This window comes from Methylocystis sp. H4A (assembly GCF_015709545.1).
Taxonomy (GTDB): Bacteria; Pseudomonadota; Alphaproteobacteria; order Rhizobiales; family Beijerinckiaceae; genus Methylocystis; species Methylocystis silviterrae.
The window spans coordinates 25,506-52,456 of sequence record NZ_JADNQY010000020.1 but is presented as its reverse complement, the minus strand read 5'-3'; the positions used below and the strand labels follow the sequence as shown (position 1 = coordinate 52,456).

At 62.7% G+C, this 26,951-nt stretch carries 28 protein-coding genes and 3 tRNA genes; 11 read left to right on the top strand and 20 right to left on the bottom strand.

The features are described from left to right. The first annotated feature begins 77 nt into the window (after positions 1 to 77). Together IYW40_RS06260 and IYW40_RS06255 are read left to right on the top strand one after the other, a co-directional pair. A complete protein-coding gene (locus IYW40_RS06260; RefSeq protein ID WP_196399859.1) occupies positions 78 to 524 on the top strand; it encodes a transposase in 447 nt (148 codons plus the stop codon). Positions 525 to 554: 30 nt separating this feature from the next. Continuing rightward, positions 555 to 1,709 (top strand): Mu transposase C-terminal domain-containing protein, encoded by a 1,155-nt coding sequence (locus IYW40_RS06255; RefSeq protein ID WP_196399858.1) that lies wholly within the window; start codon positions 555 to 557, stop codon positions 1,707 to 1,709. A gap of 27 nt (positions 1,710 to 1,736) precedes the next feature. Here IYW40_RS06255 and IYW40_RS06250 read toward each other — a convergent pair whose 3' ends face one another. From IYW40_RS06250 to IYW40_RS06205, 10 genes are all read right to left on the bottom strand, one after another. Beyond that, positions 1,737 to 2,207 (bottom strand): NUDIX hydrolase, encoded by a 471-nt coding sequence (locus IYW40_RS06250; protein WP_196399857.1) that lies wholly within the window; start codon positions 2,205 to 2,207, stop codon positions 1,737 to 1,739. Further along, a complete protein-coding gene (locus tag IYW40_RS06245; RefSeq protein ID WP_196399856.1) occupies positions 2,204 to 3,202 on the bottom strand; it encodes an inorganic phosphate transporter in 999 nt (332 codons plus the stop codon). The genes IYW40_RS06250 and IYW40_RS06245 overlap by 4 nt, the downstream gene beginning before the upstream one ends. A gap of 9 nt (positions 3,203 to 3,211) precedes the next feature. Further along, positions 3,212 to 3,856: a DUF47 domain-containing protein gene (locus IYW40_RS06240; protein WP_123176054.1), complete on the bottom strand. Its 645-nt coding sequence runs from the start codon at positions 3,854 to 3,856 to the stop codon at positions 3,212 to 3,214. Between the two features lie 106 nt (positions 3,857 to 3,962). Further along, positions 3,963 to 4,688, bottom strand: coding sequence for a DUF2865 domain-containing protein (locus tag IYW40_RS06235; RefSeq protein ID WP_196399855.1), 726 nt, complete (start codon positions 4,686 to 4,688; stop codon positions 3,963 to 3,965). A 28-nt stretch (positions 4,689 to 4,716) separates the two neighbouring features. Further along, a tRNA-Arg gene (locus IYW40_RS06230) sits at positions 4,717 to 4,793 on the bottom strand. 80 nt (positions 4,794 to 4,873) lie between these two features. Beyond that, positions 4,874 to 4,950, bottom strand: a tRNA-Arg gene (locus IYW40_RS06225). A gap of 9 nt (positions 4,951 to 4,959) precedes the next feature. Next, positions 4,960 to 5,268, bottom strand: a complete 309-nt coding sequence (locus IYW40_RS06220; protein WP_196399854.1) for an ETC complex I subunit — start codon at positions 5,266 to 5,268, stop codon at positions 4,960 to 4,962. A gap of 64 nt (positions 5,269 to 5,332) precedes the next feature. Then, positions 5,333 to 5,409: transfer RNA gene (locus tag IYW40_RS06215), tRNA-Pro, on the bottom strand. An 83-nt stretch (positions 5,410 to 5,492) separates the two neighbouring features. Continuing rightward, positions 5,493 to 5,954, bottom strand: a complete 462-nt coding sequence (locus IYW40_RS06210) for a DUF192 domain-containing protein (RefSeq protein ID WP_246720681.1) — start codon at positions 5,952 to 5,954, stop codon at positions 5,493 to 5,495. 40 nt (positions 5,955 to 5,994) lie between these two features. After that, positions 5,995 to 6,606 (bottom strand): cold-shock protein, encoded by a 612-nt coding sequence (locus IYW40_RS06205; RefSeq protein ID WP_246720680.1) that lies wholly within the window; start codon positions 6,604 to 6,606, stop codon positions 5,995 to 5,997. Between the two features lie 441 nt (positions 6,607 to 7,047). On the opposite strand from IYW40_RS06205, the gene IYW40_RS06200 reads away from it, so the two are divergent. Beyond that, positions 7,048 to 8,481: an aspartate aminotransferase family protein gene (locus IYW40_RS06200; RefSeq protein WP_196399853.1), complete on the top strand. Its 1,434-nt coding sequence runs from the start codon at positions 7,048 to 7,050 to the stop codon at positions 8,479 to 8,481. Between the two features lie 49 nt (positions 8,482 to 8,530). Here the strand turns inward: IYW40_RS06200 and IYW40_RS06195 are convergent, their stop codons facing one another. Then, positions 8,531 to 9,421: a branched-chain amino acid aminotransferase gene (locus IYW40_RS06195; RefSeq protein ID WP_196399852.1), complete on the bottom strand. Its 891-nt coding sequence runs from the start codon at positions 9,419 to 9,421 to the stop codon at positions 8,531 to 8,533. A gap of 135 nt (positions 9,422 to 9,556) precedes the next feature. Here IYW40_RS06195 and IYW40_RS06190 point away from each other — a divergent pair, with 135 nt between their 5' ends. From IYW40_RS06190 to IYW40_RS06180, 3 genes are read left to right on the top strand one after another with little or no spacing between them, the layout of a single operon-like run. Beyond that, a complete protein-coding gene (locus IYW40_RS06190) occupies positions 9,557 to 10,120 on the top strand; it encodes a MarR family transcriptional regulator (RefSeq protein ID WP_196399851.1) in 564 nt (187 codons plus the stop codon). Continuing rightward, positions 10,090 to 10,860 (top strand): response regulator transcription factor, encoded by a 771-nt coding sequence (locus IYW40_RS06185; RefSeq protein WP_246720679.1) that lies wholly within the window; start codon positions 10,090 to 10,092, stop codon positions 10,858 to 10,860. The genes IYW40_RS06190 and IYW40_RS06185 overlap by 31 nt, the downstream gene beginning before the upstream one ends. Before the next feature lie 13 nt (positions 10,861 to 10,873). Then, a complete protein-coding gene (locus tag IYW40_RS06180) occupies positions 10,874 to 12,244 on the top strand; it encodes an ATP-binding protein (protein WP_196399850.1) in 1,371 nt (456 codons plus the stop codon). A 96-nt stretch (positions 12,245 to 12,340) separates the two neighbouring features. Here IYW40_RS06180 and IYW40_RS06175 read toward each other — a convergent pair whose 3' ends face one another. The 4 genes from IYW40_RS06175 to IYW40_RS06160 all read right to left on the bottom strand — a co-directional run bounded on the left by IYW40_RS06175 (position 12,341) and on the right by IYW40_RS06160 (position 15,286). Beyond that, entirely contained in the window at positions 12,341 to 13,018 is a 678-nt protein-coding gene (locus IYW40_RS06175) for a TetR family transcriptional regulator (RefSeq protein ID WP_196399849.1), read from the bottom strand. Positions 13,019 to 13,094: 76 nt separating this feature from the next. Next, a complete protein-coding gene (gene proC, locus IYW40_RS06170) occupies positions 13,095 to 13,913 on the bottom strand; it encodes a pyrroline-5-carboxylate reductase (protein WP_196399848.1) in 819 nt (272 codons plus the stop codon). Next, entirely contained in the window at positions 13,910 to 14,413 is a 504-nt protein-coding gene (locus tag IYW40_RS06165; protein ID WP_196399847.1) for a YbjN domain-containing protein, read from the bottom strand. Before IYW40_RS06165 ends, proC begins: the two co-directional genes overlap by 4 nt. A 378-nt stretch (positions 14,414 to 14,791) precedes the next feature. Next, positions 14,792 to 15,286, bottom strand: a complete 495-nt coding sequence (locus IYW40_RS06160; protein ID WP_018408235.1) for a L,D-transpeptidase — start codon at positions 15,284 to 15,286, stop codon at positions 14,792 to 14,794. Between the two features lie 332 nt (positions 15,287 to 15,618). Between IYW40_RS06160 and IYW40_RS06155 the strand changes: the two genes are divergently transcribed. Then, on the top strand, positions 15,619 to 16,488 hold the full coding sequence (locus IYW40_RS06155; protein ID WP_196399845.1) for a methyltransferase domain-containing protein: 870 nt from the start codon (positions 15,619 to 15,621) through the stop codon (positions 16,486 to 16,488). 112 nt (positions 16,489 to 16,600) lie between these two features. Here IYW40_RS06155 and IYW40_RS06150 read toward each other — a convergent pair whose 3' ends face one another. Continuing rightward, positions 16,601 to 16,960, bottom strand: coding sequence for a protease inhibitor I42 family protein (locus IYW40_RS06150; protein WP_196399844.1), 360 nt, complete (start codon positions 16,958 to 16,960; stop codon positions 16,601 to 16,603). 70 nt (positions 16,961 to 17,030) lie between these two features. Continuing rightward, on the bottom strand, positions 17,031 to 17,699 hold the full coding sequence (locus IYW40_RS06145) for an isoprenylcysteine carboxylmethyltransferase family protein (protein WP_196399843.1): 669 nt from the start codon (positions 17,697 to 17,699) through the stop codon (positions 17,031 to 17,033). Positions 17,700 to 18,116: 417 nt separating this feature from the next. Here IYW40_RS06145 and IYW40_RS06140 point away from each other — a divergent pair, with 417 nt between their 5' ends. Continuing rightward, positions 18,117 to 18,374 carry a type II toxin-antitoxin system prevent-host-death family antitoxin gene (locus IYW40_RS06140; protein WP_196399842.1) on the top strand — a complete coding sequence of 86 codons (258 nt, stop codon included), beginning with the start codon at positions 18,117 to 18,119 and terminating at the stop codon, positions 18,372 to 18,374. Beyond that, on the top strand, positions 18,371 to 18,754 hold the full coding sequence (locus IYW40_RS06135; protein WP_196399841.1) for a type II toxin-antitoxin system VapC family toxin: 384 nt from the start codon (positions 18,371 to 18,373) through the stop codon (positions 18,752 to 18,754). The genes IYW40_RS06140 and IYW40_RS06135 overlap by 4 nt, the downstream gene beginning before the upstream one ends. A 551-nt stretch (positions 18,755 to 19,305) precedes the next feature. On the opposite strand, the gene IYW40_RS06130 is transcribed toward IYW40_RS06135, so the two are convergent. The 3 genes from IYW40_RS06130 to IYW40_RS06120 all read right to left on the bottom strand — a co-directional run bounded on the left by IYW40_RS06130 (position 19,306) and on the right by IYW40_RS06120 (position 22,597). Continuing rightward, on the bottom strand, positions 19,306 to 19,836 hold the full coding sequence (locus IYW40_RS06130; protein WP_196399840.1) for a GNAT family protein: 531 nt from the start codon (positions 19,834 to 19,836) through the stop codon (positions 19,306 to 19,308). Positions 19,837 to 20,421: 585 nt separating this feature from the next. Then, a complete protein-coding gene (locus tag IYW40_RS06125) occupies positions 20,422 to 21,885 on the bottom strand; it encodes a TolC family outer membrane protein (protein ID WP_246720678.1) in 1,464 nt (487 codons plus the stop codon). A 118-nt stretch (positions 21,886 to 22,003) separates the two neighbouring features. Beyond that, complete coding sequence (locus IYW40_RS06120) at positions 22,004 to 22,597, bottom strand: TetR/AcrR family transcriptional regulator (RefSeq protein ID WP_196399839.1); 594 nt, start codon at positions 22,595 to 22,597, stop codon at positions 22,004 to 22,006. Between the two features lie 84 nt (positions 22,598 to 22,681). Between IYW40_RS06120 and IYW40_RS06115 the strand changes: the two genes are divergently transcribed. Beyond that, positions 22,682 to 23,794, top strand: a complete 1,113-nt coding sequence (locus IYW40_RS06115) for an efflux RND transporter periplasmic adaptor subunit (RefSeq protein ID WP_196399838.1) — start codon at positions 22,682 to 22,684, stop codon at positions 23,792 to 23,794. Beyond that, on the top strand, positions 23,791 to 26,925 hold the full coding sequence (locus IYW40_RS06110; protein WP_196399837.1) for an efflux RND transporter permease subunit: 3,135 nt from the start codon (positions 23,791 to 23,793) through the stop codon (positions 26,923 to 26,925). Before IYW40_RS06115 ends, IYW40_RS06110 begins: the two co-directional genes overlap by 4 nt. Positions 26,926 to 26,951 lie beyond the last annotated feature (26 nt).

Genomic DNA, 26,951 nt, shown 5'->3' with positions numbered 1-26,951 from the left:
GCCAAGACAAAGCAGGAAGGATCTGATGCAAAGCAAAATTACAAGGTGGCCCGAAGAGTATAAAAAGAGAAAAATAAATGAGCGGAAACTCTGAAGAAGACCATCAGCTGAATTATCGCAAGCGACGGGAAGATTCTCTGCGTGAGCTACTGAGCGGCATCGTGGACAAGCCCTCAAAGGAGATCGTCGAGGAGCTCAAAAAGGATTTGGGCGTCAGCCGCGCGACCGCCTATCGCATGATGAAAACATTTCGCACCTGCGGGGCCATCACGGCGCCGTGGACGCGTCCGGTAGGCCGCCCGAAAGGCGCGCGCTGTCTCGATCCGCGCCGCGAGCAGCTCATCCAGGACGCGATCAAAGCCCATTATTCGCACGCGCTTCGGCCGAGATTCAGAGCGCTGGTGCAGGACATTCACCAGCGCTGCAGCGAAGAACTGCTGGCGCCGCCGAATTGGCGCACCATTCGCAAGCGTCTGCGCGACTTCGAGGGTCGCGGTCGCGGCGCGTCCGGCGTCGGGAACTGATTGGCGCATGGCTCACGGGACTTGGCTCAAATGCGGTTGAGCGACATTCCGGAACGGCCGCTGCAGATCGTTTTCTTCGATCACGTAAAGATCGAAGATTATGTCGTCGACGAGCGGACGGGCGAAACAGGCTATCCGTGGCTGACTTTGGCGATCGACGCCAATACGCGCATGATTGCCGGCTTTCACCTTTCGCTGGCCCCGCCGTCGCGCGTCTCGCTCAGCCTGTGTCTGCTGCACGCCGTTTGCGACAAGGCGCGCTGGATGAAGCAGCACGGGCTCACTGGCGATTGGCCCGCCGCCGGGCTCCCCGAAACCATCGCCGTCGACCCGCAAAGCATTTTCGGTTTTCGCCAATTGGCGCGCGCCTGGCGCGATCAGGGAATCGCGACGGCGTCCGAATCGATCAGTTCAAGCGTTTTTGGCGTGCGCGCCACGCATATGTTCGGCGGCCGGTTCGGCAAAGTCGCCGTCGCCAAGGCCAATGGAGTCAGCTGGACGCCGAGAGCGCCGCGTCATCTGCGACGCGCGCTGGCGCGCGACATTCGCGAGGTGGAATTCGCCGTCGGCGACGGCCTCGTCAATGATTATCATCATCGTGCGCACAAGGACACGGGACGCACGCCGCTCGACGGCTGGCGGGAGGCCGAAGCGGCGGCGCCGCTGCGCGCGCCGCATGATTGCATGCGCTTTCGACTGTCCCTTCTGCCTGACGCTTTCTGCGACCTCAGTTCAAGCGGCGTCAGCGTGCTTGGAGAAACATTCTGGTCGCCGGGGCTCGCTCGGCTGCATCGAGAAGGACGCGAACGCGTGGCGGTCAAATTCGATCCGCGGGATCTTTCGCGGATTTTCGTTCAGGAGACCGGCAAGGGGTCCATGGAAGCGACAAATGTCGCGGCGACGGATGGCGGCGCCTCGGACGAAGCCTGCCGTAGGAATTGCAAGCTGCTCGTCCCTTCGCTCAGGATTCGTGACGCCGATTGCAGAGGCGCCGAAAGCGCCGCCGAAGCTGGATGCGGCGGCGCCTGCCCGGAGCGGTTCGGCCGGCCACTGGCGAGACACGCCGCACGGATCGGCGACGATGAGGGATTTCCGGAGATCGATCGGACGAAACGTCTTCAATACGCCTGCATGCCTCTGACGTCGGCCGGAGCGTTACATCCGACCGGCGACGCCGATTCGTGACGCCCTCGAACGACTCGGACCTTCGCTTTATGATTTTTGCTGCGACAGCGCTCTGCAAAAGCCCAGCATCAGGTCGCGCAGTTCTGGCTCCTCGACGAGTCCGGCGGCGACGACGCACTCGAACCATCGGGTGGCGCGCTGCTTCTTCTCGCGCCATTTCTTGCGTTGCCTTTGTACGCGCAGAGAAAACACTTCGACGCAGCAGTCGACGGTCGCGCCGCTGTCGAGGCGTTTTTCATAGCGGAAATCGCCGAGCTTCGCTTTGTCCATCTTGCCGATGAGGCCGGCCTCCTGCACCGCTTCGATCGCCGCGACGATATGCGGTTTGCGGCCTTTCATCGGCCAGCCCTTCGGTATCACCCAGCGCTTCGTGTCGCGGGAGGTGACCAGCATGACCTCCAGGCGCCCACTATTGAGTCGCCAAGGTAAAGCCGCGTATTGCGTGCGAACGATGGAACCCGCGCCGACGCGCTTCTTCTTCGCTTTGGCCGGCTTCATGCCGCGAACCTCGCAAGCGCGTAGAAGGTCGCGGCGAAAAAGGCGGCCATCGGCATGGTGATGACCCAGGCGACAACGATGTCCTTCGCGACATTCCAGCGGACCGCCGCCACGCGCCGCGACGCGCCCACGCCAATGATCGCGCCGGTGATCGTATGCGTCGTCGACACTGGAACGCCCAGCGCCGTCGCGAGAAACAGAGTGATAGCGCCCCCCGTCTCGGCGCAGAACCCTTGCACCGGCGTCAAGCGGGTGATCCTGGATCCCATTGTGCGCACGATCCGCCATCCGCCAAACAAGGTTCCAAGGCCCATGGCCGCCTGACAGGCGATGACAACCCAAAAGGGCACGTGGAACTCGCCGCCGAGCGCCCCGTGCGAATAGAGGAGCACCGCGATCACCCCCATGGTTTTCTGCGCGTCATTGCCGCCATGGCCCAGCGAATAAAGGGAAGCTGAGGCGAATTGCAGGATGCGAAACAGCGCATCGACGCCGCCCGGCGTCCGCCGCACGAAGATCCAGGACACGAGCAGGATCAGCGCGAGCGCCAGGACGAATCCGAGCGCCGGCGACAATACGATCGCGACGCTGGTCTTGAGCAGCCCGTTCCAGACGATCGCGGACGCGCCGACCTTGGCCACGCCGGCGCCCACGAGGCCGCCGACGAGGGCGTGCGAACTCGAGGATGGGATGCCCAATCCCCATGTGATCAGATTCCAGACGATCGCCCCCATCAGCGCGCCGAACACCACGAAATCATCCACGATATCGGGCGAGACGATGCCAGCGCCCACAGTTTGCGCCACGTGAAGCCCAAAAAACAGGAAGGCGATGAAGTTGAAGAAGGCGGCCCAGGCCACTGCGAATTGCGGACGTAGAACGCGGGTTGAGACGATCGTCGCGATGGAATTGGCGGCGTCGTGCAGACCGTTCAGGAAATCGAAGATCAGAGCGACCGCGATAAGCCCAATCAGATACGATGAAAAGTTCTGCAAGCGTCGTCCCTAGGTATGCTCGATGACGATGCCGGCGACGCGGTCGGCGACGTCCTCGAAGCCGTCGACGACTCTTTCGAGATGGCCGTAGATTTCCGCGCCGACGATGAACGCCATCGGGTCTTTGTGGCGGTGCGCCAGAAACAGCTCCTTCAAGCCCTGATCGTGAATGGCGTCGGCCTCGTCCTCAATGCGGGTGATCTCCTCGCTGAATGCGTTGAGCCTGCCGGCATTCTGGCGCATCAAGCGCAACAAGGGTATGGCGCTGCGCGTGAGCTCCGCCGACTGGACGATAATATCGCCCATGCGACGCATGGCGGGCTCGAAATCTCGCGTCTCGTAGAGCAGCGTCGCCTTCGCCGTTTGATGCATTTGGTCGATCGCGTCGTCCATCGCGGTGACCAGGTCACGGATGTCGCTGCGATCGAACGGCGTGATGAACGTGCGGCGAACCGCCAGATGGGCCTCGCGGACGATGGCGTCGGCCTCATGCTCCTGGCGACGGATTTCTTGGCTGCAGACGAGCACGCGGTCGCCCCCGTTCAGCAACTCGCGCAAGGCGTGGGATCCGGCGACGAGCGTCTCCGCATGCCGCTCGAAAAGATCGAAGAAGCGCTCCTCTCTCGGCATGAGCGCCTGAAACCAAGACAGCATGGCGCTCTCGCCTCCGGGAACACGTCACAAAACCGTCATAAACGAGCTCGCGGCACATAGCCGGCGCGGCTTCGAGTGTAAAGCGCCGGAGACGCCGCCGCCGCGACTATTTTGGCGGTCGCTGCGTTTTGTTCAACGCGACGGCGCCTTGGTGGGAGGCGCTGTTGCGCGACAACACACCTCGTAGCCGCGCCCTGATCTGACGCGAGGCATGATTGACGCTCACAAGGCTTGAGCCGCTGTAAATGAAAGCGCCCTTCTCGCCGACGACGATATCGCCGGTTTGCAATGTCGGATCCCGGCGGGACAGCGCAAGGTAATAGTCGTGAGATGCGGCCGGATCGTTGCACGCGCATCTTGCCGTCAGCTTGTCGCGAAAGCTGAACGCCGCCGGAAGCGCTGAATAGAGCTGCCCTTTGGCGTTGCGCGCCTGCTCGATGCTTGCGCCCTGATAGAGCTGCACGCGCGCTGACGGACACGCGAATTCGCAGGATTGCTGGCCGGAAATTCGCGATAATTTGACGAGGGGAAAATAATAGCCGTCGCAGGCGCGCACGCAGTAGCCGCCGCCGGACATCGAGTCCGTGTCGGAAGCGCCTACGGGTTCGGGGTTGGCGTAATGAATTGAAGTCTTTGGCGCGCGCTTCGGTTGTCGCGGGCGCGCACGCATCACCCGCCAGGAGCGGTGGGACGAGAACGCCGGCGGTTGATCGGGCCCGAAGAGGAAATCGAAAAAATCGCCTTGAGCCAAAGTGTCGATGGGTGAGATGAACGCCAAGGCGAAAGCCAGAGCGCCGGCGATCCCTGTCGCACCCTGGCGGTTGAGCCGCATGCGCCGTCCCCGTCTACTAAACTTCGACTGGCGACCCCGGCAGGATTCGAACCTGCGACCTACTGCTTCGAAGGCAGTTGCTCTATCCAGCTGAGCTACGGAGCCGTCGACGGCGCAGCTTTCGCCGCGGACCGTATCAGTTCGGCCAACGCGGCGCCAGCAACGCCCGACAGGGTAGTCATATATGGCGACCCCGGCAGGATTCGAACCTGCGACCTACTGCTTAGAAGGCAGTTGCTCTATCCGGCTGAGCTACGGGGCCGAAACAGCCTCAATGCGTCCAGAGACCGATGCGGCTGGTTTTGAAATTATCTGAATAGGATGCGCCGCGCCGCGCCGCCAGATTAGGCTTGGGCTCCTCGAGGCGATAGGGGAGCCCATTGCGTTCGGCGTAGGCGATCGCTTCCTCTTTGGTGGGAAAATTGAGCCTGACCTGCTGACGCATGTCAGCCGAGCTCGTCCAGCCCATGAGCGGCTCGATGCTACGCGGCAGCTCCGGCTCGAAGTCAAGCCGCCACATGTCCGACCCCGGACCGGATTGAGTGGCGCTCGGCGCCGGAAGATAAATGCGTGCGGTCATATGGCCTCGTCGTTGGCTGCGCTCGTAGACGCGTCATGAGAACGGCGCGCGGCGGTCTTCGCGCTGGTCGGGGCAGCAGGATTCGAACCTGCGACCTGAAGTACCCAAAACTTCCGCGCTACCAGGCTGCGCTATACCCCGCCGGACCAAGCCGCGCCTATGGCGGCCCTGCCCTCGCTCGAAATTCGCTACCACGCACGGCCGCCCCTCACAAGGGAATGCGACTATCGCTTGAACATGCGGTGCCGCACCTGGTCTCCGGGCGCGAGCGACATTTTCCGCGCGGCGCCGGCGTTCAGCTCCAGCACCGCATAAGCTGGCTGAGGCGAAGTTATGATTCGTTCCGACATCGGCTCCGTGTCGGCGGCTACGCCCACCACCCGCCCGTCGCGCCCGATGAAAACCATGTCGAGCGGAATGTAAGTATTCCTCATCCACATCGAAACAGGCCCCTCGGCCTTGAATTCGAATAGCATGCCGTGATCGGCGGACATCGACTTGCGGAACATGAGGCCGCGGGCGCGCGCCTTGGGCGTGTCCACAACTTCGACTTTGAAGTCATGCTCCCCCGTCGCCGTCACGATGCGCATGATTTCGACCGCGGGCTCGGCCCGCGCGACTGTCGACGCGACCAGCGCCAGCAAGAGCGACATGATCATTGTGCGGAGGATTTGCGCCGCTCTCATTCGGATGGGCTCCAAAGAGCCTTGCGCAGCATCGATGTCTTCAGTGCGACGGAACGCTTTTGGCGTCGAGCGGCCGCACTTCGGCCGCCATCAGGCCCTTGGGACCGCCGCCGTAACGCACGAGGACGCTATCGCCGGGCTTAAGTTCGGTCATGCCGTAACGGCGCACCGTCTCCATGTGCAGAAAAATGTCTTCGGTGCCTTCGCCGCGCGTCAGGAAGCCGAATCCCTTCATGCGGTTGAACCATTTGACGATGGCGATCTCATAGCCGCTTGTCGGGACAATTTGGACGTGGGTGCGCCCGGCGCATGATTGTGACGGATGCACCGCGGTGGTTTCGTCCATCGCAATGACGCGAAAGACCTGCATGCCCTTGACCCGCTTCTGCGCCTCGCAGACGACGCGCGCGCCTTCAAAGGCCGTTTGCATACCGCTGCGGCGGAGAATGGTGACATGCAGGAGAATATCGTCGGCGCCGTCGTCGGGCACCACGAAACCGTAGCCCTTGGCGACATCGAACCATTTAATCCGTCCCGCGACTTCGACCAATTCGAGACCGGTCTCATCGGATTCTGTCGCGCTCGCCGTCAAATCATCCTGAAAAGTCAATTTAGCGCTCACCGACCAACTCCCCGTGCTGATCCAGAGCATTCGACTGGCGCGCGCTGGCGATTATCCTGAAGCGCGAATCACTCCGCGTCGCTCATGAATCACTTTTAACAAGATAACACCCGCGGCGCGCCATCCAACCGGCAATTTATGTACACTAGCGAATGTCTGTGGATACGCGCTCCGTCGCCGCGCGAATTGGCGAAGCCTTTGTCGCTGAAACTGAAAACTGCGTGCGTGCGCGACGACGCGCGCAGCGATATTGCGCAATAAACGCGGATTCTGTCGCGGATAAAATCGGCGGAGACGCCCAAAATCTTTAAACCTGTGGCCCCTGCGCCACATCGACGGGGATTTGACAAACGCGCCCCGGGCGCGCAATCGGAACCCGGCGAGCGTCGCGCGCCCTGTCGCCCGCCCGCCTTTTCCTCGGTTGGAGCGCCGCCAATGACCCATTCGTCGACCGCGCCAGCGAGCGCGCCCATGAGTGTTCACGCTACTCACAGCGATTCTGCGCGAATTGATCCTCGCTATGACCTCGCCGCGCTTGTGGCGGCCCGCGAGAGCGATCGCTTTTCGCTGCATACAAAACACCTCAATGAAATGTGGGTGCGCGTTCTCAAGACGATCGGCTATGACGTTGGCTTCACCCGGGGTCTTGGACCGTATTTGTGGGACCGCAAGGGCGACCGCTATCTCGATCTCCTCAGCGGCTGGGGAGTCTTCGCGCTCGGACGCAACCATCCGGCGGTGCGCGACGCGCTCGTGAGCGTACTCGACGGCGAACTCGCCAATCTCGTGCAACTTGACGTTTCAGTTCTGGCCGGCGTTCTCGCGGAAAAGTTGCTCGGCTATGCGCCTTGGCTGGAAAAGGTCTTTTTCGCCAATTCGGGCGCCGAGGCGGTTGAAGCGGCGATCAAGTTCGCGCGCGCCGCGACGGGTCGCGCCGGGATCCTGCACTGCGCGCATTCCTTTCACGGCCTGACCTATGGTTCGCTGTCGATGAACGGCGACGAAATTTTCAAGAAGGGCTTCGGACCGCTGCTGCCGGACGCGCGCGAGGTGCCGTTCGATGATCTCGACGCGCTCGAACGCGCTCTGGCGGGGCGCGACGTCGCCGCCTTCTTCGTCGAGCCGATCCAGGGCAAGGGCGTCAACATTCCGCAAGAGGGCTATCTTCTCGGCGCGCAGGCGCTCTGCCGCAAATACGGAACGCTGTTCGTCGCCGACGAAATTCAGACGGGAGTGGGCCGGACGGGCCGGTTCTTCGCGATTGATCACTTCCCGGGCGTCGAACCCGATATGATCGTTGTCGCAAAGGCGCTTTCCGGCGGCCATGTGCCGGTCGGCGCGGTGCTCACGCGCAAATGGATTTTCGATAAGGTCTTCGACCGCATGGATCGCGCCGTCGTGCATGGCTCGACCTTCAGCAAGAACGATCTCGCAATGGCGGCCGGCATCGCGACGCTGGACGTGCTGAAGAACGAGCGGGTCATCGAGAATGCGGCCAAGACGGGCGATCGTCTGCTCGCATCGTTCCAGCGGATGGCCGGCGGCTACGAACTTGTCGCCGACGTGCGCGGCAAGGGCCTCATGATCGGAATCGAATTCGGACCGCCGAAGTCGTTCAAACTGAAGGCCGCTTGGAATCTGCTGGAGACGGTGAATTCAGGCCTGTTCTGCCAGCTCATCTCCATCCCGCTGTTTCGCGATCATAAAGTGCTGACGCAAGTGGCCGGACACGGCAATCACACGATCAAGCTGCTGCCGCCGCTCACGATTTCCGATGAAGATTGCGATTGGATCGAGCAGTCCTTCGACGCCGTCATTGCAGACGCGCATAAGGCGCCTTCCGCCGTCTGGTCGCTCGGCAAGACTCTGGCGGAACACGCGATCAAAGCGCGAATGAGCAGCTGACCGCTTTTGAATCGCCCTCGCGCGCGGGAGGCTCGCGCAGAGGTCGCGCTCAAGCCGCCGGCGAAGGCTGCTTCTCCACCTCGCGCGAATAGTCTTCGATCAGCGCGCGCGAAAGCTCGCCTGGCGTGAAGCGATAGACGCCGACCTCGGAAACGGGCGTCACTTCTGCGCCGGTGCCGCAGATGAAGCACTCCGAAAACGACGCCAGTTCCTCAGGCATGATCCGGCGCTCGACGACGTCAACGCCGCGTCTTTTCGCGAGGTCGATCACCGTGCGCCGGGTGATGCCGTCAAGGAAACAATCGGCGATCGGCGTATGCAGCGCGCCGTCCCGAACAAAAAAGACGTTGGCGCCAGTGCATTCGGCGACTCGGCCGAGCCAATCGTACATCAGCGCGTCGGCGAACCCGCGCCGCTCCGCGCGGTGCTTCGAAATGGTGCAAATCATATAAAGACCTGCGGCCTTCGCCATCGAGGGCGCCGTCAGCGGATCGGGCCGCCGATATTCGGCGATGTCGAGCTTGATGCCCTTCATCTTGGTCTCGACGTCAAACATGCTCGGCCAATCCCAAACGGCGATTGCGACGTTGATCGTCGAATTCTGCGCCGCGACCGCCATCATTTCGCTGCCGCGCCAAGCAACCGGACGCACATAGCAGTTCGAGAGGCCGTTGGCCTTTACGGTCTCATGCTTTGCGGCGTCGATCTCTTCGACGCTGTAAGGAATCTCGAAATCGAGGATCCGCGCGGACGCATGAAACCGCTCGGAATGTTCGCGCGATTTGAAGATCGTTCCGCCGTAGGCGCGCTCGCCTTCGAAGACGCAAGACGCGTAATGCAGCCCATGCGAGAGAACGTGAAGCTTCGCTTCGCGCCACGGAACGAGCGCACCATTGTACCAAATGAATCCGTCGCGCTGATCGAAGGGCGGAAGCGACATGGCGAACTCCGGGAAGACGCGATCGAGAGGCCAAACAAGGCGCTGCGACGCTTGGTCAGCACTAGCTATCGGTCAGATTTATGTCAATATAGTTGACGTAAATAGCGCGCGCCAAAACGTCAGGCAATAAATAGCGTGGATGAACTCGTAGCGAGAAAAATCTCCGAGCCGCCCGGCGTCGCCGCTTGGCGGACTACGGCCGCAGAAGCGGCGGCCGCCACGGGCGACGGCGACGCTCTCGAGCTCGTGGAATTATTTTTTTTCGCCTATCGTGATTTCGTGGGAGACGCCGACCGGCTGCTCGAGAACTATGGGTTCGGACGGGCGCATCACCGCGTGCTCCATTTCGTCAACCGTCGCCCCGGCCTCACCATCGCAGCGCTGCTGGATATATTGAGAATCACCAAGCAGAGCCTCAACCGCGTGCTGAAACAACTTCTTGAGGCGGGCTTCGTCGAGGCGCGCGCCGGCGTCGTAGACCGCCGCCAGCGCCTTCTCTATCCGACCCCCGAGGGTGCGACGCTCGCGCGCGATCTGGCGGCGCTGCAATCAGCGCGTTTCCGGAAAGTCATGGACGAGCTCCCGCCTGCGGCGCGCGGCGCCGCCTCAAAATTCCTGTTCGCGATGATCGACGCCGGCGAGCGTGAACGCGTTCGAGCGCATCTCGCATGCGCGAGGGCAGCCGGCGCCGCGACATGACGGTCTTTCCGCAACGCGCCGCGCCGAACGCGAAAGCGGCGCATATCCTCGTCGTTGACGACGATCAGCGCATTCGCACCTTGCTGTCGCGCTATCTGATGAACGAAGGCTATTTCGTCAGCGCTGCAGCCGACACGAGGGAGGCGAGCGTCAGAATGCGCGACATCGCCTTCGATCTTATCGTTCTGGATGTCATGATGCCTGGCGAAAGCGGCACGGCCTTCGCGACGCGGCTGCGCAAGAGCGCGGAGCCGCTGCGCTCCGCGCCCATCCTGATGCTGACGGCGCTGACCGAGACGGCGGACCGCGTCGAAGGGCTTGAAGCCGGCGTGGACGACTATCTCGCCAAGCCTTTCGATCCGCGGGAACTGTCGCTGCGCATCGCGAGCATATTGCGCCGCACGCGTCCCACAGAACCAGCGGGACCAAAGCGCTTTGGCGATTTCGTCTTCGATCCGTCGCGCGGCGAATTGCTGCACGACGGCGCGCCGGTCCGACTCACGACGCGCGAGCGCGATCTGTTGCGGGCGCTGGCCGAAAGCGGCGGCGCCATTGTCTCGCGCCAATCTTTGGCGCACCGTGACCCCGCACGAAGCGCAAGCGAGCGCAGCGTCGATGTCGAGATCGCCCGATTGCGGCGCAAGATCGAGACCGACCCGAATGCCCCGCGCTATCTTCAGACGGTGCGCGGCCATGGCTACCGTCTGCTCGTCGACCCGCTGCGCCAACCGCTGAAATGATAGAGTCGTCACGATGACCGCCGTCTTACCGGAAGTTCTCGCCGCGCCCCGCAATCTGTGGCGGCGCTTCGCCAACTGGCTGCATGACCGCATGCCGAAAGGGCTTTACGCCCGCGCGCTGCTGATCGTGATCCTGCCGGTCGTGCTCCTCCAGTCCGCCGTGGCCTATGTCTTCATGGAGCGGCATTGGGAGGTCGTGACCTACCGTCTTTCCGCCGGGATGGCCCGGCAAGTGGCTGCGCTCGTCGATGTTTATCAGACGTTCCCGGACGACCCGGATCACGCGCAACTGCGCCGCATCGCCGCCTTCGATCTCAATATGGAGGTTGCGGTTCTCCCCAAGCAGGACTTGCCTGGGCCGGCGCCAAAGTCGTCCTTGTTCTCGCTGCTCGACAAGGCGCTCACGAAGGAGCTCTCGCGCCGACTTAAGGAGCCCTTCTGGATCAACACCGCGCTTCCGGGCAGCCTGATCGAAATCCGCGTCGCCCTCAACGACGCGACGTTGAGAATGCTCGCCACGCGCGCGCACGCATACGCCTCCAACTCCTATATTTTCTTCATGTGGATGGCGATCGCCTCAGTCATCATCCTCGCCATCGCCACTTCGTTCCTGCGCAATCAGATCAGGCCGATCCTGCGGCTGGCCCGCGCCGCCGAGGAGTTCGGCAAAGGCCGCGATGTCGCATTCAGTCCGCGCGGCGCGCGCGAGGTGCGTCAGGCAGGCGCCGCCTTTCTCGACATGAAAACCCGTTTCGAAAGGGCGATCGAGCAGCGCACGACGATGCTCAATGGCGTTTCGCACGATCTGCGAACCATCATCACGCGTTTCAAGCTTTCGCTCGCGCTGATGCGCGACTCGCATGAAGCCGCCGAAATGCGCAAGGATGTGGACGAGATGGAGCGCATGGTCGAGGCGTATCTCGCCTTTGCCCGCGGCGACGGCGACGAAACGTCCTCGCCCACCGATATCGCGGCCATCCTCGACGAACTGAAGGCGGACACCGAGAAGCGCGGTCTCGCGGCGTCCGTGAAGATTGAGGGCGATCCGACAATCGTCGCGCGGCCGGCGGCGATCAAGCGGCTGCTCGCCAACCTCGTCGGCAATGCGCAGCGTTACGGCGCCCGGATCGAACTCTCAGTGATCAACGACGGCGCGATGATGACCGTGCATATCGACGACGACGGGCCCGGCATCCCCCTGGAGCGTCGCGAGGACGCTTTCCGGCCGTTCTACCGGCTCGACGAATCCCGCAGCCAGAACGACGGAAACTCGGGTCTGGGCCTCGCCATCGCACGCGACATCGCACGCGGCCATGGCGGGGACATTACGCTCGACCGCAGCCCGCTCGGCGGCCTGCGCGCGACGGCCAGTCTCCCGCTTTAGAGCAAGGAATCGCTCGAAACCAAAACGGTGGAGCAGGTTCTCATCGAAAAAGTCTGTCGACTTTTTCGGAACCTGCTCTCTAGGGGCGGCCGCCGATCACGCGCGCGCGTGGGGATAGCCGCTGTCGTCGTCGTGGTAATCGCGCCCACCACGTCGCGTCCGCCAGCCGAACAGGCTTTGCGCGAAGGAATAGAAGGGCCGCGTCAGTCTTGCGAGATCCTCCGCCCGATCGACGTAGCGCTCGCCGCGCGTGAGTTCGCGATCGAGCGTCGACAGGGCGTCATGAATATCGCCCGCGAACCAATCCTCGAGCACGCGGCTCCAGGCCAACGCCAACCCCTGCAGTTTGAGCGAGCCGACCGGGCCCTCGCTGTCGATGTCCGCCGCCTCCAGCATGAAGCGCATCGAGTTCACGGTCTCGCGGTTGAGCGCCGCGGCGGTGAGCGGATCGCGCGCCGCCCAGCGGCCGACGCTCGCCAGCGCCTCACGATGCGGTTCGAGCGAGTCGAGCCTGCGGCGCAAAACATCGTAGAGCCGCTCGCGCGCGGGTTCGTGCGAGGCTTCCTTGGGCGCCGCGTCGAGAACCTCCCGGTCGATGCGCCGAGAGAACGCCCCCATGATCGCGCCCTTCGATGGGAAAAGTTCGCGCAGATCGGCAAGCGAGATGCCGGCCTCATGGGCGATATCGGTGAGCGTCACGTCGCTGAACTCTCGCCGCGTGGCGAGCCGAAGCGTCGCATCGATCACTCGGTCGCGGGAGCCGCCGCTAGTCATGTCTGTCTCCAGGTCCGAAGGAATTTTCTAGTAGTATTCTATTGTCGCCGGCCGGCGGGACAAGGCGCGCGCCGTCTCAACCGGAAAGTTCCCCTGCCCGGCGCTTCGCCGCAGCTACGGCGCGGCGCATCAGCGCGGCAAGACCGTCCGGCGCCTCAAGAACCTCAAGCGCCGCCGCCGTCGTGCCGCCTGGCGACGTCACCCGCCGGCGCAATTCGTCGGGGCCTGTCTCGGGTTGTCGGCGCATCAGTTCGCCGGCGCCTTCGACCGTCGCGCGGGCGAGCCGCGCCGCCAGGGCGGCCGGCAAACCGGCTTCGGCGCCGGCGGCGGCAAGACATTCGGCGAAATAGAAGACATAAGCGGGACCCGATCCGGAAACCGCCGTCACCACGTCGATGAGCGCCTCGTCATCGACCCATTCGACGCCGCCGACGGCGCTCAGCAATGCGTCGGAAAACGCGCGCTGAGGCGCGCTCGTCGCCGCGCTGGCGAAGGCGCCGGTGACGCCGCGCCCGATCGCCGCCGGCGTATTGGGCATTGCGCGCACCACGGCTTGCGTCGGCAGGCGCGCGGCGACTTCCGCGGTGCGCTTGCCGGCAAGGATCGACACGACAACGGTGTCGCGCGCTACGAAAGGGGCCGCCGCCGCAGCGCCCGCCTCGAGCGCCTGCGGCTTAACGGCGAGAACCACGGCGTCGCATGGAGCCGCCGCGCCGTTCAGCGCGTAGCCCTGCGCGGCGCACAAATCCTGCAGCCGCTGGGAGGGCTGCGGCTCGACGATTGACACTGCGCCCAGCAGATCCTGCGCGGCCCAGCCTTCGAGCAACGCCAGCCCCATGTTTCCGGCGCCGATCAGAGCGACCGACTTTCCGCGCAGCCCGCCCGCGTCGGTCACGCCTCGCCTTTCGTCTCGAAATTGGCGGTGGCGAGCGCATCCCTAGCGTTCTTTCCGGCCCAGAGCACAAATTGAAAAGCTTGATAATGCCGCTCACACGCCTGAAGCGCGTTGTCGAGCAAAGCGGCGCATTGCGTCGCCGAGGGCTGCGCCCCTCCAGTCAGGATGAGGCCATGACGGTGCATCGCCACGCCCTCCTTTGGCCAGAAGTCGAAATGCCCGATCCACATCTGCTCGTTGATCGCATTGACGAGCGACATCAGTTCACCGCGCCTGCGCTCGGGCGCCTTGAGATCGAAGGCGCAACTGACGTGCAGCGTTTCAAGCTGCGGAAGCCAAGTAAAAGCGACGTGATATTCCGTCCAAGCTCCGGCGACGGAAATCGAAATCTCGTCTTCGTCGTCTCGATCGAAGGACCAGTCATTGGTGGACGCCAGTTGCTCCACAACATCCACCGGATGTTCAGCGCGTTCCGTTTCTTTTTCCGTTGCGATCAGCATGTGCCAACCTTTTTTTCAATGTCAGCATAACGCGGCGACTAAAAGACAGGCGACGATGCGTCGTGGAGCTTTGCGTGAGGGCGCCTCCTTTTCAAGCGATTGATTCAAAGTCGAATCATCTCTTGCAATCACTATACTCCACACAAGAACTAGGACGCCAAAAAAGCGATCGTCAGACCCTGTTGGGGGCGGAGACTGCGGGATTCGCATGCCTGCGTCCATGGCGCAGCTGCCCTCTTCCACAGCCACGCGCGCCGAAAAAAAGCTCTGGATAAAGGACGAAATCGCGCGGTGGACACGAGCCCCCCTGCGGAGAGCAAAAAAGCCTCGTCCGCACGTTCGCGGGCGAGGCTGGCGTTTTTTGATGGATCGCCTGGGCTAGCGCGTCATCATAACCGGCGATCCGACGTCGACGCGATCGTAGAGGTCGGAAACGTCTTCGTTCAACATTCGGATGCAGCCGTAGGAGGCGGCCGTGCCGATTGACGCGCGCATCCTCTGGGTCGTGCCGTGAATCGCCACTTCGCCGCTGCTGAGCGTCAAAGCGCGCACGCCCATTGGATTGCGCGGCGAGCCGCCACGAATAAAATTCGGGAGTTCCGGATGGTCGGCCTTCACCACCGCTGGCGGAACCCAGTCGGGATTGACATATTTACCCTCGATGGACGTCGCGCCCGACCATTCCTTGCCGCGCTTGGGAACGGCCACGGGGTAGCTGATGGCGACTCCGGTGTCGACGACGTAGAAAAGCCTCCGCTGGCTGGCGCTGATGACGACGGTGCCGGGAGCGACGTGGGGAGAGAAAGAGACGATGTTGCGCGCGTTCGCGTCCTGCGGAAGCGCGGCGACGCCAAGGCCGACGACTGTCGCCATCAAAACTGCCTGAAGCGTTCCAGCTGACGTTCCAGCTGACTTGGCGGTGTGGGATCGACGCAAAAAAGCAAACAGTTTACGCATGACGCTACACCCTACGTGTTGAAGCCTCGACAGCGACTTCTCGAATGGCGGCAGTCTAACTTTCGCCACGATCATGTCGAAACGTTTCGCGTTTTCAGGTTATGGCTTAACGTTAAGATAATTTGGGATGTTCTATCGTCGCGACCGCTTCGCTTCAGATCATCGCTTCAAGATTGCGCCATCCTTTCGTCGAAATTCGTGCGCACTGCGCACTTGCAGGGTAACTGGCGCGGGCGCGGTAATAAGGCATGAGCGAGACAGCCGGACCGCCGAAGATTTTTGATCGCGCGCTGCTGCGCCGGCGCTTGCGCCGCGCCATGTCAAAAGGCGCGCCGGATTTCCTGATGACGCGCGCCGCCGACGATCTGCTCGATCGCCTGCTGACGGTGAAGCGCGAATTTCCGCGCACGCTCGATCTCGGTTCGCCGAGCGAACATTTCGCGCAAGCCGTCGTGGCGAGCGGCCGTGCGCGGCCTTTGCGCGCGAGCGGCCATGCCGGCGACGTCATCATTGACGAAGAAGCTCCGCCCTTCGCGCCGGGCTCATTCGATCTGATCGTCTCCGGCATGTCGCTGCAGTGGGTCAACGATCTGCCGGGCGCGCTGGCGCAAGCGCGACGCATGCTTGCGCCGGACGGACTCTTCCTCGCCTGCCTCGCCGGCGGCGCCAGTCTTGTCGAGCTTCGCGCTGCGCTCGCGCAGGCCGAAGAGGAAATCACCGGCGGCGCGAGTCCTCGCGTGTCGCCTTTCGTCGATGTGCGCGACATGGGCGGGCTGCTGCAGCGCGCCGGCTTCGCTCTCCCCGTCGCCGACGTCGACAACTTCACGCTGCGCTATGAGTCAGTCTTTGGGCTGATGAAGGATCTGCGCGCAATGGGCGCCGCCAACGTCCTTGTCAAACGGGCTCGGCGACCCTTGCGGCGCGACGTCGTCGCGCGCGCCGCGCAGATCTACGCCGAGCGCTTCTGCGACGCCGACGGACGCGTGCGCGCGAGCTTCGAGATCGTCTGGGCGTCGGGCTGGGCGCCGCATGAGAGTCAACAAAGGCCGGCGAAGCCCGGCTCGGCGATGATGAGTCTCGAAGACGCGATGAAATCGGCCCGCGAGAGCGACGCCTGAACAAGCGCTTCCCGATCACATGGAATCATGTGATCGATAAGGAATCGCTCAAATTCAAAACGTTAGAGCAGGTTCTCATCGAAAAAGTCTGTAAACTTTTTCGGAACCTGCTCTAAGGCGCGACCTCCACCTCGACGCTGCGGGTTCGAACCGGCGCGGGCTCCCAGGGGCGCTGATAGGCGAAGACGATTTCGGCGCGTCCGGGTTTGAGCGCGCGGATTTTCCAATGGCGCATGCTGGGGCTGCCGACCATGCGCCGCCGACCGCCGCCGCGGCCGCCATCCGATATCGACAGGATGTCGAGCTCACGGCTCGCGGCCTGATCGATGCGCCAAGAATAGCCCGTCGTGACATTCTCCTGCAGAGAAAAAATCGCGCTGCCGCCGGGCGCAAGCTTTATGACGTCGCCGGCTTGCGCCGGCAGCGCGACGAAAAGGCTGAATACCAGCAGGCGCGACAGCTGACGCTTCATGAGTTTCCTTTTGCCGCGCTGGCGATCCGTAGCGACGCGACGGGCGCCGTCCGCTTCCAAGTCTCGCAAGCTAATATACGCCCGGAATGAGCCGCGCGGTGTGCGCGCGATAGGCCTCATAGGCCGCGCCGAACTCCGAGCTCAACAAGCGTTCCTCGGCGTTCATCCGCGCGACAAGCGGCGGAATATTCGCCAACGCCATAAGGACGCCCAACGCCGTGTTAAAGCCCAGTCCCCAGCCGAGCGCCGAGATCAAGAAGCCAAGATAGCTCGGATGTCTGATGTGGCCGTAAACTCCCGTGGTGACGAGTTCGTGGCCCGGCTGAATGGCGACGAGGCCGCTGAAGCGGCGCCCGAGCACGGCGACCGGCCACAGCCGCAACGCCCCGCCCGCCGCGAGCAGAGCGACGCCGAGCCAGCGCACGGCGTCGCCGTCCAATCTCCACAGTCCCTGCCGATCGGCCCAGGCGGGCAAATAGGCGCCGAGAAGTCCGATGACGAAAAAAGCCGGGATGACCCATCGATTGCCGCGGTCCTCGCGCAGGCCTGAGCTGAGATTGCCGCCGACAAAGAGCGACGCGACGCCGAGCGCGATTGTGACGACGACGAGCGCCGTCCGTGCCGGATTGGCGAAGTAGGCGTCAACCCCGCCGGCGCCGAGGATCGCCAGCGCCAGATAAAGGCCGATGGACAGCGCCACGGCCAGGGCGCGGATCAGCAGCGGATGCATGGAAATCATGGGTCCAACGTGTTGGTCGATCCCCGAGCGACGCACGGGACCAGCGAAAGGATGCAACTTACTTGCGGTGCTTCGAAGCCTGGCTGCGCGTGGCGAACCAGACTGACTTTACCTGGCCAGGGCATTTTCCGCATGTCACGCGACCTTTCGGGCTGACGTAAGCGCAGAGCCCGCGCGCGAGGCACTCGTCCGTCGTGACAGGGCGTGCGCTCGCCGCGGACGTGATAATGCCGCCGCCAATGCATGCGGCGATCGCGAGGATTAGGAGATTTCGCATAATAAACTCCCTTAAATATAGAGGATCAACAGTCAGGCTATTTAGCGCGTTCCGCAATCTGTGGAAGCGCGACATTGACCCCGAGCGACAGTTGGTCTAATTGTCGAAACGGACCATTTAGTAGTCCATATGAGACGCTGATGAAGATTTCCGTGACCGAAGCCAAGGGGCAGCTTACCGAGCTTGTCCGGCGCGCCGAAGCCGGAGAGGAAATTATCCTCACCCGGCATGGCCAGCCGGCGGCGCGGCTGGCGCCCGCCAAAAGCGCTTTAGACCGCAAAGCGCGCCGCAAGCTTCTGGAAGCCGTTCGCGCCTCCGGCGCTTCGAAAGCGGCCGCAGGCCCAGTCTCCGCTCGCAGCCACGACTTCCTTTATGACGCGGACGGTCTGCCGAAATGATCGCTGTGGACACATCTGCGTTGATGGCGATCATCCTCGATGAAGCCGAAGCCGAAAGATGCAGCAAAGTCCTGGAAGCCGAAAAGTCTGTGCTGATCTCGGCAGTAACTGTGGCTGAAGCCCTCATCGTCGCGCAGCGGCGCAACGTCGGGGAAGAAATGTCGCGCCTGATCGATGGGCTCGGATTCGACGTTTTGAACGTCACGCCTGCGTCCGCGCGCCGCGTCGCCGAGACCTATGCGAGATGGGGTAAGGGCGCGCATCCGGCGGGACTGAATTTTGGGGATTGCTTCGCCTATGAAGCCGCAAAGGAACATTCCTGTCCCTTGCTCTATGTCGGCGACGATTTTTCGCGGACGGACGTGGCTGCCGCGCAATAGGCCTTAGTTAGCGTGTCGAAAAACCAAGTGTTCGTCGCATTGCCGTTTAGTGGAGAAGAGCTAAAGGATGCGCTTGGTGGCGCTTCCTTGCGCGCCTCGATGGCCTTACCCAGGACCAAGCCTGCGCGCCGCTCGAATGGCGATTATCATTTATCAATCGCGCACCGGCGCGCCGAGCGCGCTGCAAAGTGCTGAACTGGAATTGTCGACGCGACATTGTGGCTCACGGCAAGCGGCCGCGCGCGAACGGGAACGCCTTTCTTGCAAAGTCATTCCGCTGGCTCGGCGCTTGATCGGACGCCATTGTTCAATGCGCACATCGACGAGAGCTTGGGAGGGCCATTTGCAGCCTCAGGTTTTGCGGACAATTACCGGCATGAGCCCCGTCCAGCCACCCGAGACATTCAGAAACTATCACCCACAATTCCTTCCGTGGGGCTGGCCCTTTTGCATCCTGGGCTATCCCTGCGTACCCCACACTCCCTGGTCACTCCCACTCGATCGTACCCGGCGGCTCGTGATGTCGTAGGTCACGCGGTTGATGCCGAGCATCACGTCGCCCACTCTTTTCGCAGAATGGCGTACTGCATCGTGTTCTCGAATATCGGGACGCCTTCGTCATCCGTCACGAAGGATACGAACTCTCTGAACAGTCCCTCCCGCCTCATCGCCAATTTCTCACACAAGCGCTGCGAGGCGATGTTGTCTTCCTCGACATAAGCGTAGAGGCGCCGGGCTCGCTTCACCGAGAAGAGATGTTCGAAGAGAGCCCGTGCGGCCTCGGAAGCGAACCCGGCGCCGCCAAACTCCGCGTTGAAATTCCACCCGACCGAATATGTGTCGGGGGGCTCATGTACGCAGAAAAGGTCACCGATCAGCCTGCCGGAGCTTCGCAAACACACGGCAATATGCGCGTCGTCGCTGCTGCGCTTTGCCACTTCCGCTTCCGCAGCACTGAGATCTTCCAGTTTGAGAGACAAGAAACAACTCGACCTGGGTTGGTGCAGATACGCAAACAGATCGGCCGCATCACCCTGCCTGAAATTTCTCAAGATCAGTCGATCGGTTTCGACAACGTCCATTCGAATTCCCTGTCGGGCCTCATATGTCGATGTGGCGTTTCACTCCCACTCGATTATTAACGTCGCATGTAAGTAATTGATATAGCGGGTACATTTCTGCCGGATGCGCCATAAATACCGGCGGGCATGCCGTCAAAAAGAAATGCTATTGATTTCAAAGGGAAAACCGGACGAAAAATTTTTCTTAGGTTTCAGCATCTATCGGCGTCTTCCGGACGAATTTCGCACTTCAGCTCACTGTCGACCATTCAGACTCGGTAGCTGAAATATACCGTCAGCAAGATGTAAACGTGGCTCGCTACGCCGCTGTGGGCCGCACGCTGCACTGAGATACCGATAGGTCATGCGTCCTCCGCTGATCGAAGCGCCAACTTACAACGGCCCCGAGTTCGATCTGGAATGTTGCGGCGGTTGCCGACCTCCGGGGGACTGACTTCAGAAAGCCGCGGCTTGACGTCCGAACCGGTCCGGTTGAAGCGGACGCGCCAGCGAGTGCTCACGCCGCTGTTGCTCTTGTATCTGGGAACCCGCTATGGCGCCACGATACCGGCCAACACCATGCCGCAGGCTTCACGGGCAGGCACGCTACCGCCCGTCAGGCGTATCGACGCCGAACCACTTCGTTTTTACCTGCTCGAAATGGATGCCGGGATCATGGAGGGCAACGTCGAGTTGCAATTCCTGCGCTGAGAGGCGGCCAATCGAGCCGAGCGCCGCATAGGAAGCGACGACGCGGTCTCGTTGCGACGTCACCAAACTCACGCGCGCATTGAGCAGCGCCTGCTGCGCATTGAGCACGTCGAGCGTCGTGCGCTGACCGACCTTCGCTTCTTCACGCACGCCGGTGAGCGCGGTTTCCGCCGCTTTCACCGCCGCCCGGCTGGAGATGATCGAGGCTCGGGCGGTTTCGAGCAGTCCATAGCTCGACACCACGCTCGCGCGCACGCTGTCGCGCTGCAAATCAGCGTTGAGCCGCGCTTGGCTCAATTGCTCTTTTGCCTGGCGGATTGAGGCATATTCCGAGCCGCCCTGATATAGCGGCACATTGAGCTGAGCGAAGGCGGCGGCGGAGAATTGGCGCGATCCCGGAACGCCCAGGAAGGAATCCCATTGCTGGGAAACCTGGGCGTTCACTGACAGAGTGGGCGCCAGCGCGCTCTCGGCGACCTTCACAGCGGATTCGACTGAATCCGCCTGATGCAGCGCCGCGATGACGCCCGGATGTTCCACGAGCGCAATCTCGATCGCTTGTTGAAGTGAGCGCGGGAGCAAAAGTTCGAGCGAGCGACCCGGCTCCAAATGCGTGGGCTCGACGCCGATAATCTGACGGTATGTGGCGACGCTGTTTTTCAGCTGCGCCTGCGCGGCGTAGAGCTCCGATCGCGCCTGAGCGACGGAGGCCTCCGCCTGCGCTACGTCGGTGCGCGTCACCTCGCCGACCTGAAAACGGTCCCGAGTCTGCTTGAGCTGCTGCTCCAGGACGGCGATGTTGTTCTTGCGCAGATTCACGACCGCCGTATCGCGCAGCACGTTCATATAGGCGGTGGCGCCATTTTGCAGGGTCGCCTGCTCGGTGAGGCGCATAGTCGCGCGCGCTGCGAAGACGCTCGACTCGGCCTGTCTCACCGAATTGGTCGTGCGGCCCGCGTCGAAAATGCTTTGCGACACGTTGAGCGCAGCGCCGCGCGGATAGCCCGTATATTCCTCCCGCAAGACCTGACGCTGGCCGGTCATTACGTTTCGCCCGAATGGCAAGCGCAAATTGCCATAAAGGGGACCGGCGGAAGCCTGGATATTGACTCTGGGCCGCTTCCCGGCGAGCGCCTTGGGCATGTCCTCGTCCCGGACGCGGACGGCGGCGCGACTCTGGTTGAGGTCGGGATTGCCGGCATAGGCCCGCGCGAGCGCGGAGAGAAGCGTTTCGGCCGAAAGAGGCTCCGTCATCCCAAGCGACATACCGCCGAGCGCCATCACGAAGAAGCACATCCGCTCGCGTTGGACCAGACGGGAAATAGACCCTGCGGTCGCTGCCCCGGTCTTCTTGAACATATCTTTCCCTAAAAGTTTCGCTTGAGCGGCGGGCTGACTCCAAAGGCGGAAGTCGTTGGCAATTTCGTCGGAGCGAGCTCAGAACGCGCGGAACGGGGCGGTCACGACGCCCCTGTGATCAGCGCTCGCGTTCAGGCGAAGCGACGACTTCGCGAATCTGTTTGGCTGCCGCGTCCAGAAAGGCCTGTGCGAGATCGGGGTCGTTGACGGCGCGCGAAAGCGTCACCGCGCCAACCATCAGCGCGAGGACAGCCAAGGCCTTGCCCTTGGCCTCCGAATCCTTGGTTTCGGCAATCAAGCGGCCAAGGACTTCGAGATGCGCCTTGATGCCGGCTTCGAATGACGCCTTCACTTCGCTGCCCTGTCTGGCGGCATCCGCGCCGAGCGCCACAATCGGGCAGCCGTCCATTTTTTTTTCGCGATGGCCCATACTGAGGTAGAACGCCATCACCGCGCCAAGCGGATCCTCAGGTTTGGCCGCGATCGCGGCCGACCATCGGGTGAAGGCGCTCTCCAAGGCTCGCCTGGACGCCTGTGCGGCCAAGTCCTCCTTTGACGCGAACTGCTTGTAAAAGGCGCCTTGGGTCAGCCCGGCGCCCTTCATCAGATCCTTTAGGCCGATGCCGTCAAAGCCGCGCTCCCGAAAAAGGCGACTTGCCACATTGATTACAGTCTCGCGGTTTTCCGCTGCCTGAGTGCGACTCACGCGCATCCCGACCTCCATTTTTAGATTGCGTTCGAAATCTATCTGAGATAGAGTTTGAACGCAATCTAATTTTTGTTTGAGGCGACAGGCATGAAAAAGAGACGCGTTATCGTGCTGGGGAGCATCCTGATCGCGGCGTCAGGGGCGGCCGCGCTCGCCACAGTTTCCATGCGCGCGCAGGTAGCCTCCGCCATGAGCGACCCAAGGCAGGAAGCTCCGATCGTCAGGCTGACGAGGGCGACAGGGGTGACCGGATCCGAACGCGGCTTCACGGGCGTCATAGGGGCGAGAGTGCAGAGCAATCTCGGCTTTCGCGTCGCGGGTAAGATCGTGGAACGGCTTGTGAATGCCGGGCAGCAGGTCAAAGCCGGCCAGCCGCTGATGCGGATCGACGAAACCGACCTTCGCCATGCGCTTACCGCGAAGCGCAACGCCGTTGCAGCGGCGCGCGCCTCCGCCGTTCAGTTGGTCCCCGATGAGCGGCGATACGCCAAATTGCTAAGCGAAGGATGGACTACCCGACAGCGCTACGAGCAGGCTAAAGCCGCGTCAGATTCAGCTAAGGCGCAACTCGCCGCCGCCGAAGCCGAGGCGCGAGTCTCCGAGAACGAGGCGGCCTATTCCGTCCTGGTGGCGGACGCCGATGGAACGGTGATGGAAACGCTTGGCGAACCGGGACAGGTCGTCTCGGCCGGCCAGACCGTCGTTCGACTTGCCCAAGCCGGCCCCCGCGAAGCGGTGGTCGCCCTTCCCGAAACGATCCGACCGGCGATCGGCTCGGCGGCCGAGGCCAGCGTGTATGGGGGCGACGGGCGCCGCTATCCGGCGCATCTTCGGCAGCTGTCGGATTCCGCCGATGGTCAGACCCGCACTTACGAGGCGCGCTACGTCCTCGACGGCGCCGCTTCGGCGGCGCCCCTCGGCGCGACGGTGACCATTCGATTGGCAAGCAAGGCCAGTCGGCAGGAAGTCCAAGTGCCGCTGGGAGCCGTGCTCGATGACGGCCGGAAGACCGGCGTTTGGGTCTTCGACAGCGCCACATCGACCGTACGCTTTCGACCGGTCAAGCTTGTGCGTGTGGCGAGCGAAACCGCCGAGATTTCCGGTCTGAACTCTGGCGACCCGGTTGTTTCGCTCGGCGCGCATCTTCTGCAAGACGGCGCTCGCGTCAGAACTGCGTCTGAAAGCAGGGGCGCCCAATGAACCTCAATCTTTCTGCGATCGCCGTTCGCGAACGGGCCGTCACACTCTTCTTCATCCTCCTGTTGGCGGCCGCAGGCGCCTACGCCTTTTTCATGCTCGGGCGGGCGGAGGACCCCTCCTTCACCATCAAGACCCTGACGGTCACGACGGTATGGCCGGGCGCGACGGCGCGCGAGATGCAGGACCTCGTCGCCGAACCATTGGAGAAGCGGCTTCAGGAGCTGACCTGGTACGACCGCGTGGAGACGACCACACGGCCAGGTTATGCCTATATGACGGTCACGCTGAAGGACAGCACGCCGCCATCTGTCGTGCAGGAGGAGTTCTACCAGGCCCGTAAAAAGCTCGGGGATGAAGCCCGCAAGCTGCCGTCCAGCGTGCTCGGCCCCTTCGTCAATGACGAATATTCGGACGTGAGCTTCGGCCTTTACGCTCTCAAGGCGAAGGGCATGCCGATGCGGGAGCTCGCGAGGCAAGCCGAGACCATTCGCCAGGATCTCCTGCACGTGCCCGGCGTCAAGAAGATCAATATCCTTGGCGAACGTCCCGAGCAGATATTCGTTGAGTTTTCCTACGCCAAACTGGCGACTCTCGGCGTGTCGGCGCAGGATATTGTCGCCGCCTTGCAGAGGCAAAACACTGTCACGCCAGCGGGCTCGATCGACACAAAGGGGCCGCAGGTCTTCATCCGGATCGACGGAGCCTATGACAGCGTCCAGGCGATCGCCGACACGCCGATCGTGGCAGCGGGGCGGACTCTGAAGCTCTCCGACGTCGCCGAGGTCCGCCGCGGCTACGAGGATCCCCCCACCTACCTCATCCGACACCAGGGCGAGCCCACCATCATGCTCGCGGCGGTTATGCAGGAGGGCTGGGATGGTCTCGCGCTCGGCAAGGCGCTGGAGGAGAGGTCCGCAGCCATCGCACAGACCCTGCCGCTCGGGATGACCTTAGCCAAGGTCAGCGACCAGGCTGTCAACATCACCTCGGCTGTCGACGAATTCATGATGAAGTTCGCGATGGCGCTCGGCGTGGTGCTGCTGGTGAGCCTCCTCAGCCTCGGCTGGCGCGTCGGCATCGTTGTGGCGGCCGCCGTGCCTCTGACGCTTGCCGTCGTGTTCCTCATCATGCTGGAGACCGGCCGCTTCTTCGACCGCATTACGCTCGGCGCGCTCATCCTGGCGCTCGGCCTTCTCGTCGACGACGCTATCATCGCCATCGAAGTTATGGTGGTGAAAATGGAAGAGGGCATGGACCGCATCAAGGCGGCGGCCTATGCGTGGAGCCACACTGCGGCGCCGATGCTGTCCGGCACGCTCGTGACGATCGCCGGCTTCCTGCCGGTGGGCTTCGCGCTCTCGTCGGCCGGCGAATACGCCGGCAACATCTTCTGGGTCGTGGGGTTCGCCCTCATCGTCTCCTGGATCGTCGCGGTGGTCTTCACGCCCTATCTCGGCGTCAAGATGCTGCCAGCGTTCGAACCAATCGAAGGCGGCAGCCACGCGATCTACGACACGCCGAACTACCAGCGTCTGCGACGGCTCATCTCATTCGCGGTCCGCCACAAGTTCGTAACCTGCGGCGTCGTCGGCATCGCCTTCGCGCTTTCCGCCGTCGGCATGGGCGCCCTCAAACAGCAGTTCTTCCCGACATCCGATCGCCCCGAAGTGCTGGTAGAGGTTCGCCTGCCGGACGGCGCCAGCATTGAGACGACGACCGCCACGGTCGAGAAGCTCGAACACTGGCTGAACAGCCAGCCCGAGGCGAAGATCGTCACGAGCTATGTCGGTCAGGGCGCTCCCCGCTTCTTCTTCGCGATGTCGCCGGAACTGCCGGATCCTGCCTTCGCCAAGATCGTCGTGCTTACGCCGGATGCAGAGGCGCGCGAGGCGTTAAAGCGCCGGCTCCGAGAGGCGGTGTCACAGGGGCTGACGCCTGAGGCCTATGTGCGCGTCACGCAGCTCGTGTTCGGACCCTACACGCCCTTCCCGGTCGAGTTTCGGATCATGGGGCGTGATCCCGCGCAATTGTACGATATCTCCGAAAAAGCCCTCGATGTCATGCGCAGCGTGCCCGACGTGCGGCAAGCAAATCGCGATTGGGGCAATCGCACGCCCGTGCTTCGCTTCATCCCGGATCAGGACCGATTGAACCTCATCGGTCTCTCGCCAACGGAGGTGGGCCAACAGCTCCAGTTTCTCCTCACCGGCGTCGCCGTCACACAGGTCCGCGAGGACATCCGTAATGTCCCCATCGTGGCGCGCAGCGCCGGCGGGGAGCGGTTGGACCCGACGCGTCTGGCGGATTTCTCTCTGATGAGCCGTGACGGCCGCCAGATTCCGCTCGACCAGATCGGTCACTCGGAAATCCGTCTGGAAGAGCCGATCCTGAAGCGCCGCGATCGCAAACCCGCTATCACGATCCGCTCTGACGTCAATGAGGCAACCCAGCCTCCAGAGGTTTCCAAAGAGATCATGACGGCCCTGCAGCCGCTGATCGCGTCCCTTCCGTCCGGCTACCGCATCGATACGGGCGGTTCAATCGAGGAGGCGACCAAGGCCAACGTCGCGCTGGGTAAGATCTTCCCGGCCATGATCGCCGCCATGCTGATCGTCATCATGCTGCAGGTGCGATCCTTCTCGACAATGGGCATGGTCACGCTGACGGCGCCGCTCGGCCTCGTCGGCGTCGTGCCTATGTTGCTCGCCTTCAACCAGCCCTTCGGATTCAACGCCATCCTCGGCCTGATCGGACTGGCGGGCATCCTGATGCGCAACACGCTGATCCTGACCGAGCAAATCAAGGAGAACCGTGCCGCCGGCCTCGACGACTATCACGCCGTCATCGAAGCCACGGTGCAACGCACGAGGCCCGTGATCCTGACCGCGCTTGCCGCCGTGCTCGCCTTCATCCCGCTCACGCACTCCGTCTTCTGGGGATCGATGGCTTATACGCTCATCGGCGGCACGGCGGTCGGCACGGTGCTGATCCTGATGTTTCTTCCTGCGCTCTACGCCGCATGGTTCCGGATCAAACCAACAGCAGAAGACGTCCATGCGCACGCCTCTTCGGACGAGCGAATGGACCTGCAAATGGCGGACGCAGAGCCCGCATTCGATGGTCGCTCGTAGCGACCAGGTGATGCCGACCGCAATTT

Bases quoted from the DNA above. Each gene is read 5' to 3' on its own strand.
- IYW40_RS06175 (WP_196399849.1), bottom strand. From the start codon at position 13,018: ATGACTAGCGGCGGCTCCCGCGACCGAGTGATCGATGCGACGCTTCGG.
- IYW40_RS06145 (WP_196399843.1), bottom strand. From the start codon at position 17,699: ATGATTTCCATGCATCCGCTGCTGATCCGCGCCCTGGCCGTGGCGCTG.
- IYW40_RS06235 (WP_196399855.1), bottom strand. From the start codon at position 4,688: ATGCGGCTCAACCGCCAGGGTGCGACAGGGATCGCCGGCGCTCTGGCT.
- IYW40_RS06165 (WP_196399847.1), bottom strand. From the start codon at position 14,413: ATGCTGATCGCAACGGAAAAAGAAACGGAACGCGCTGAACATCCGGTG.
- IYW40_RS06130 (WP_196399840.1), bottom strand. From the start codon at position 19,836: ATGGACGTTGTCGAAACCGATCGACTGATCTTGAGAAATTTCAGGCAG.
- IYW40_RS06110 (WP_196399837.1), top strand. From the start codon at position 23,791: ATGAACCTCAATCTTTCTGCGATCGCCGTTCGCGAACGGGCCGTCACA.
- IYW40_RS06205 (WP_246720680.1), bottom strand. From the start codon at position 6,606: ATGCTCTGGATCAGCACGGGGAGTTGGTCGGTGAGCGCTAAATTGACT.
- IYW40_RS06115 (WP_196399838.1), top strand. From the start codon at position 22,682: ATGAAAAAGAGACGCGTTATCGTGCTGGGGAGCATCCTGATCGCGGCG.
- IYW40_RS06140 (WP_196399842.1), top strand. From the start codon at position 18,117: ATGAAGATTTCCGTGACCGAAGCCAAGGGGCAGCTTACCGAGCTTGTC.
- IYW40_RS06200 (WP_196399853.1), top strand. From the start codon at position 7,048: ATGAGTGTTCACGCTACTCACAGCGATTCTGCGCGAATTGATCCTCGC.
- IYW40_RS06195 (WP_196399852.1), bottom strand. From the start codon at position 9,421: ATGTCGCTTCCGCCCTTCGATCAGCGCGACGGATTCATTTGGTACAAT.
- IYW40_RS06185 (WP_246720679.1), top strand. From the start codon at position 10,090: ATGCGCGAGGGCAGCCGGCGCCGCGACATGACGGTCTTTCCGCAACGC.
- IYW40_RS06255 (WP_196399858.1), top strand. From the start codon at position 555: ATGCGGTTGAGCGACATTCCGGAACGGCCGCTGCAGATCGTTTTCTTC.
- IYW40_RS06240 (WP_123176054.1), bottom strand. From the start codon at position 3,856: ATGCTGTCTTGGTTTCAGGCGCTCATGCCGAGAGAGGAGCGCTTCTTC.
- IYW40_RS06155 (WP_196399845.1), top strand. From the start codon at position 15,619: ATGAGCGAGACAGCCGGACCGCCGAAGATTTTTGATCGCGCGCTGCTG.
- IYW40_RS06150 (WP_196399844.1), bottom strand. From the start codon at position 16,960: ATGAAGCGTCAGCTGTCGCGCCTGCTGGTATTCAGCCTTTTCGTCGCG.
- IYW40_RS06250 (WP_196399857.1), bottom strand. From the start codon at position 2,207: ATGAAGCCGGCCAAAGCGAAGAAGAAGCGCGTCGGCGCGGGTTCCATC.
- IYW40_RS06125 (WP_246720678.1), bottom strand. From the start codon at position 21,885: ATGTTCAAGAAGACCGGGGCAGCGACCGCAGGGTCTATTTCCCGTCTG.
- IYW40_RS06210 (WP_246720681.1), bottom strand. From the start codon at position 5,954: ATGAGAGCGGCGCAAATCCTCCGCACAATGATCATGTCGCTCTTGCTG.
- IYW40_RS06135 (WP_196399841.1), top strand. From the start codon at position 18,371: ATGATCGCTGTGGACACATCTGCGTTGATGGCGATCATCCTCGATGAA.
- IYW40_RS06220 (WP_196399854.1), bottom strand. From the start codon at position 5,268: ATGACCGCACGCATTTATCTTCCGGCGCCGAGCGCCACTCAATCCGGT.
- IYW40_RS06120 (WP_196399839.1), bottom strand. From the start codon at position 22,597: ATGCGCGTGAGTCGCACTCAGGCAGCGGAAAACCGCGAGACTGTAATC.
- IYW40_RS06180 (WP_196399850.1), top strand. From the start codon at position 10,874: ATGACCGCCGTCTTACCGGAAGTTCTCGCCGCGCCCCGCAATCTGTGG.
- IYW40_RS06160 (WP_018408235.1), bottom strand. From the start codon at position 15,286: ATGGCGACAGTCGTCGGCCTTGGCGTCGCCGCGCTTCCGCAGGACGCG.
- IYW40_RS06260 (WP_196399859.1), top strand. From the start codon at position 78: ATGAGCGGAAACTCTGAAGAAGACCATCAGCTGAATTATCGCAAGCGA.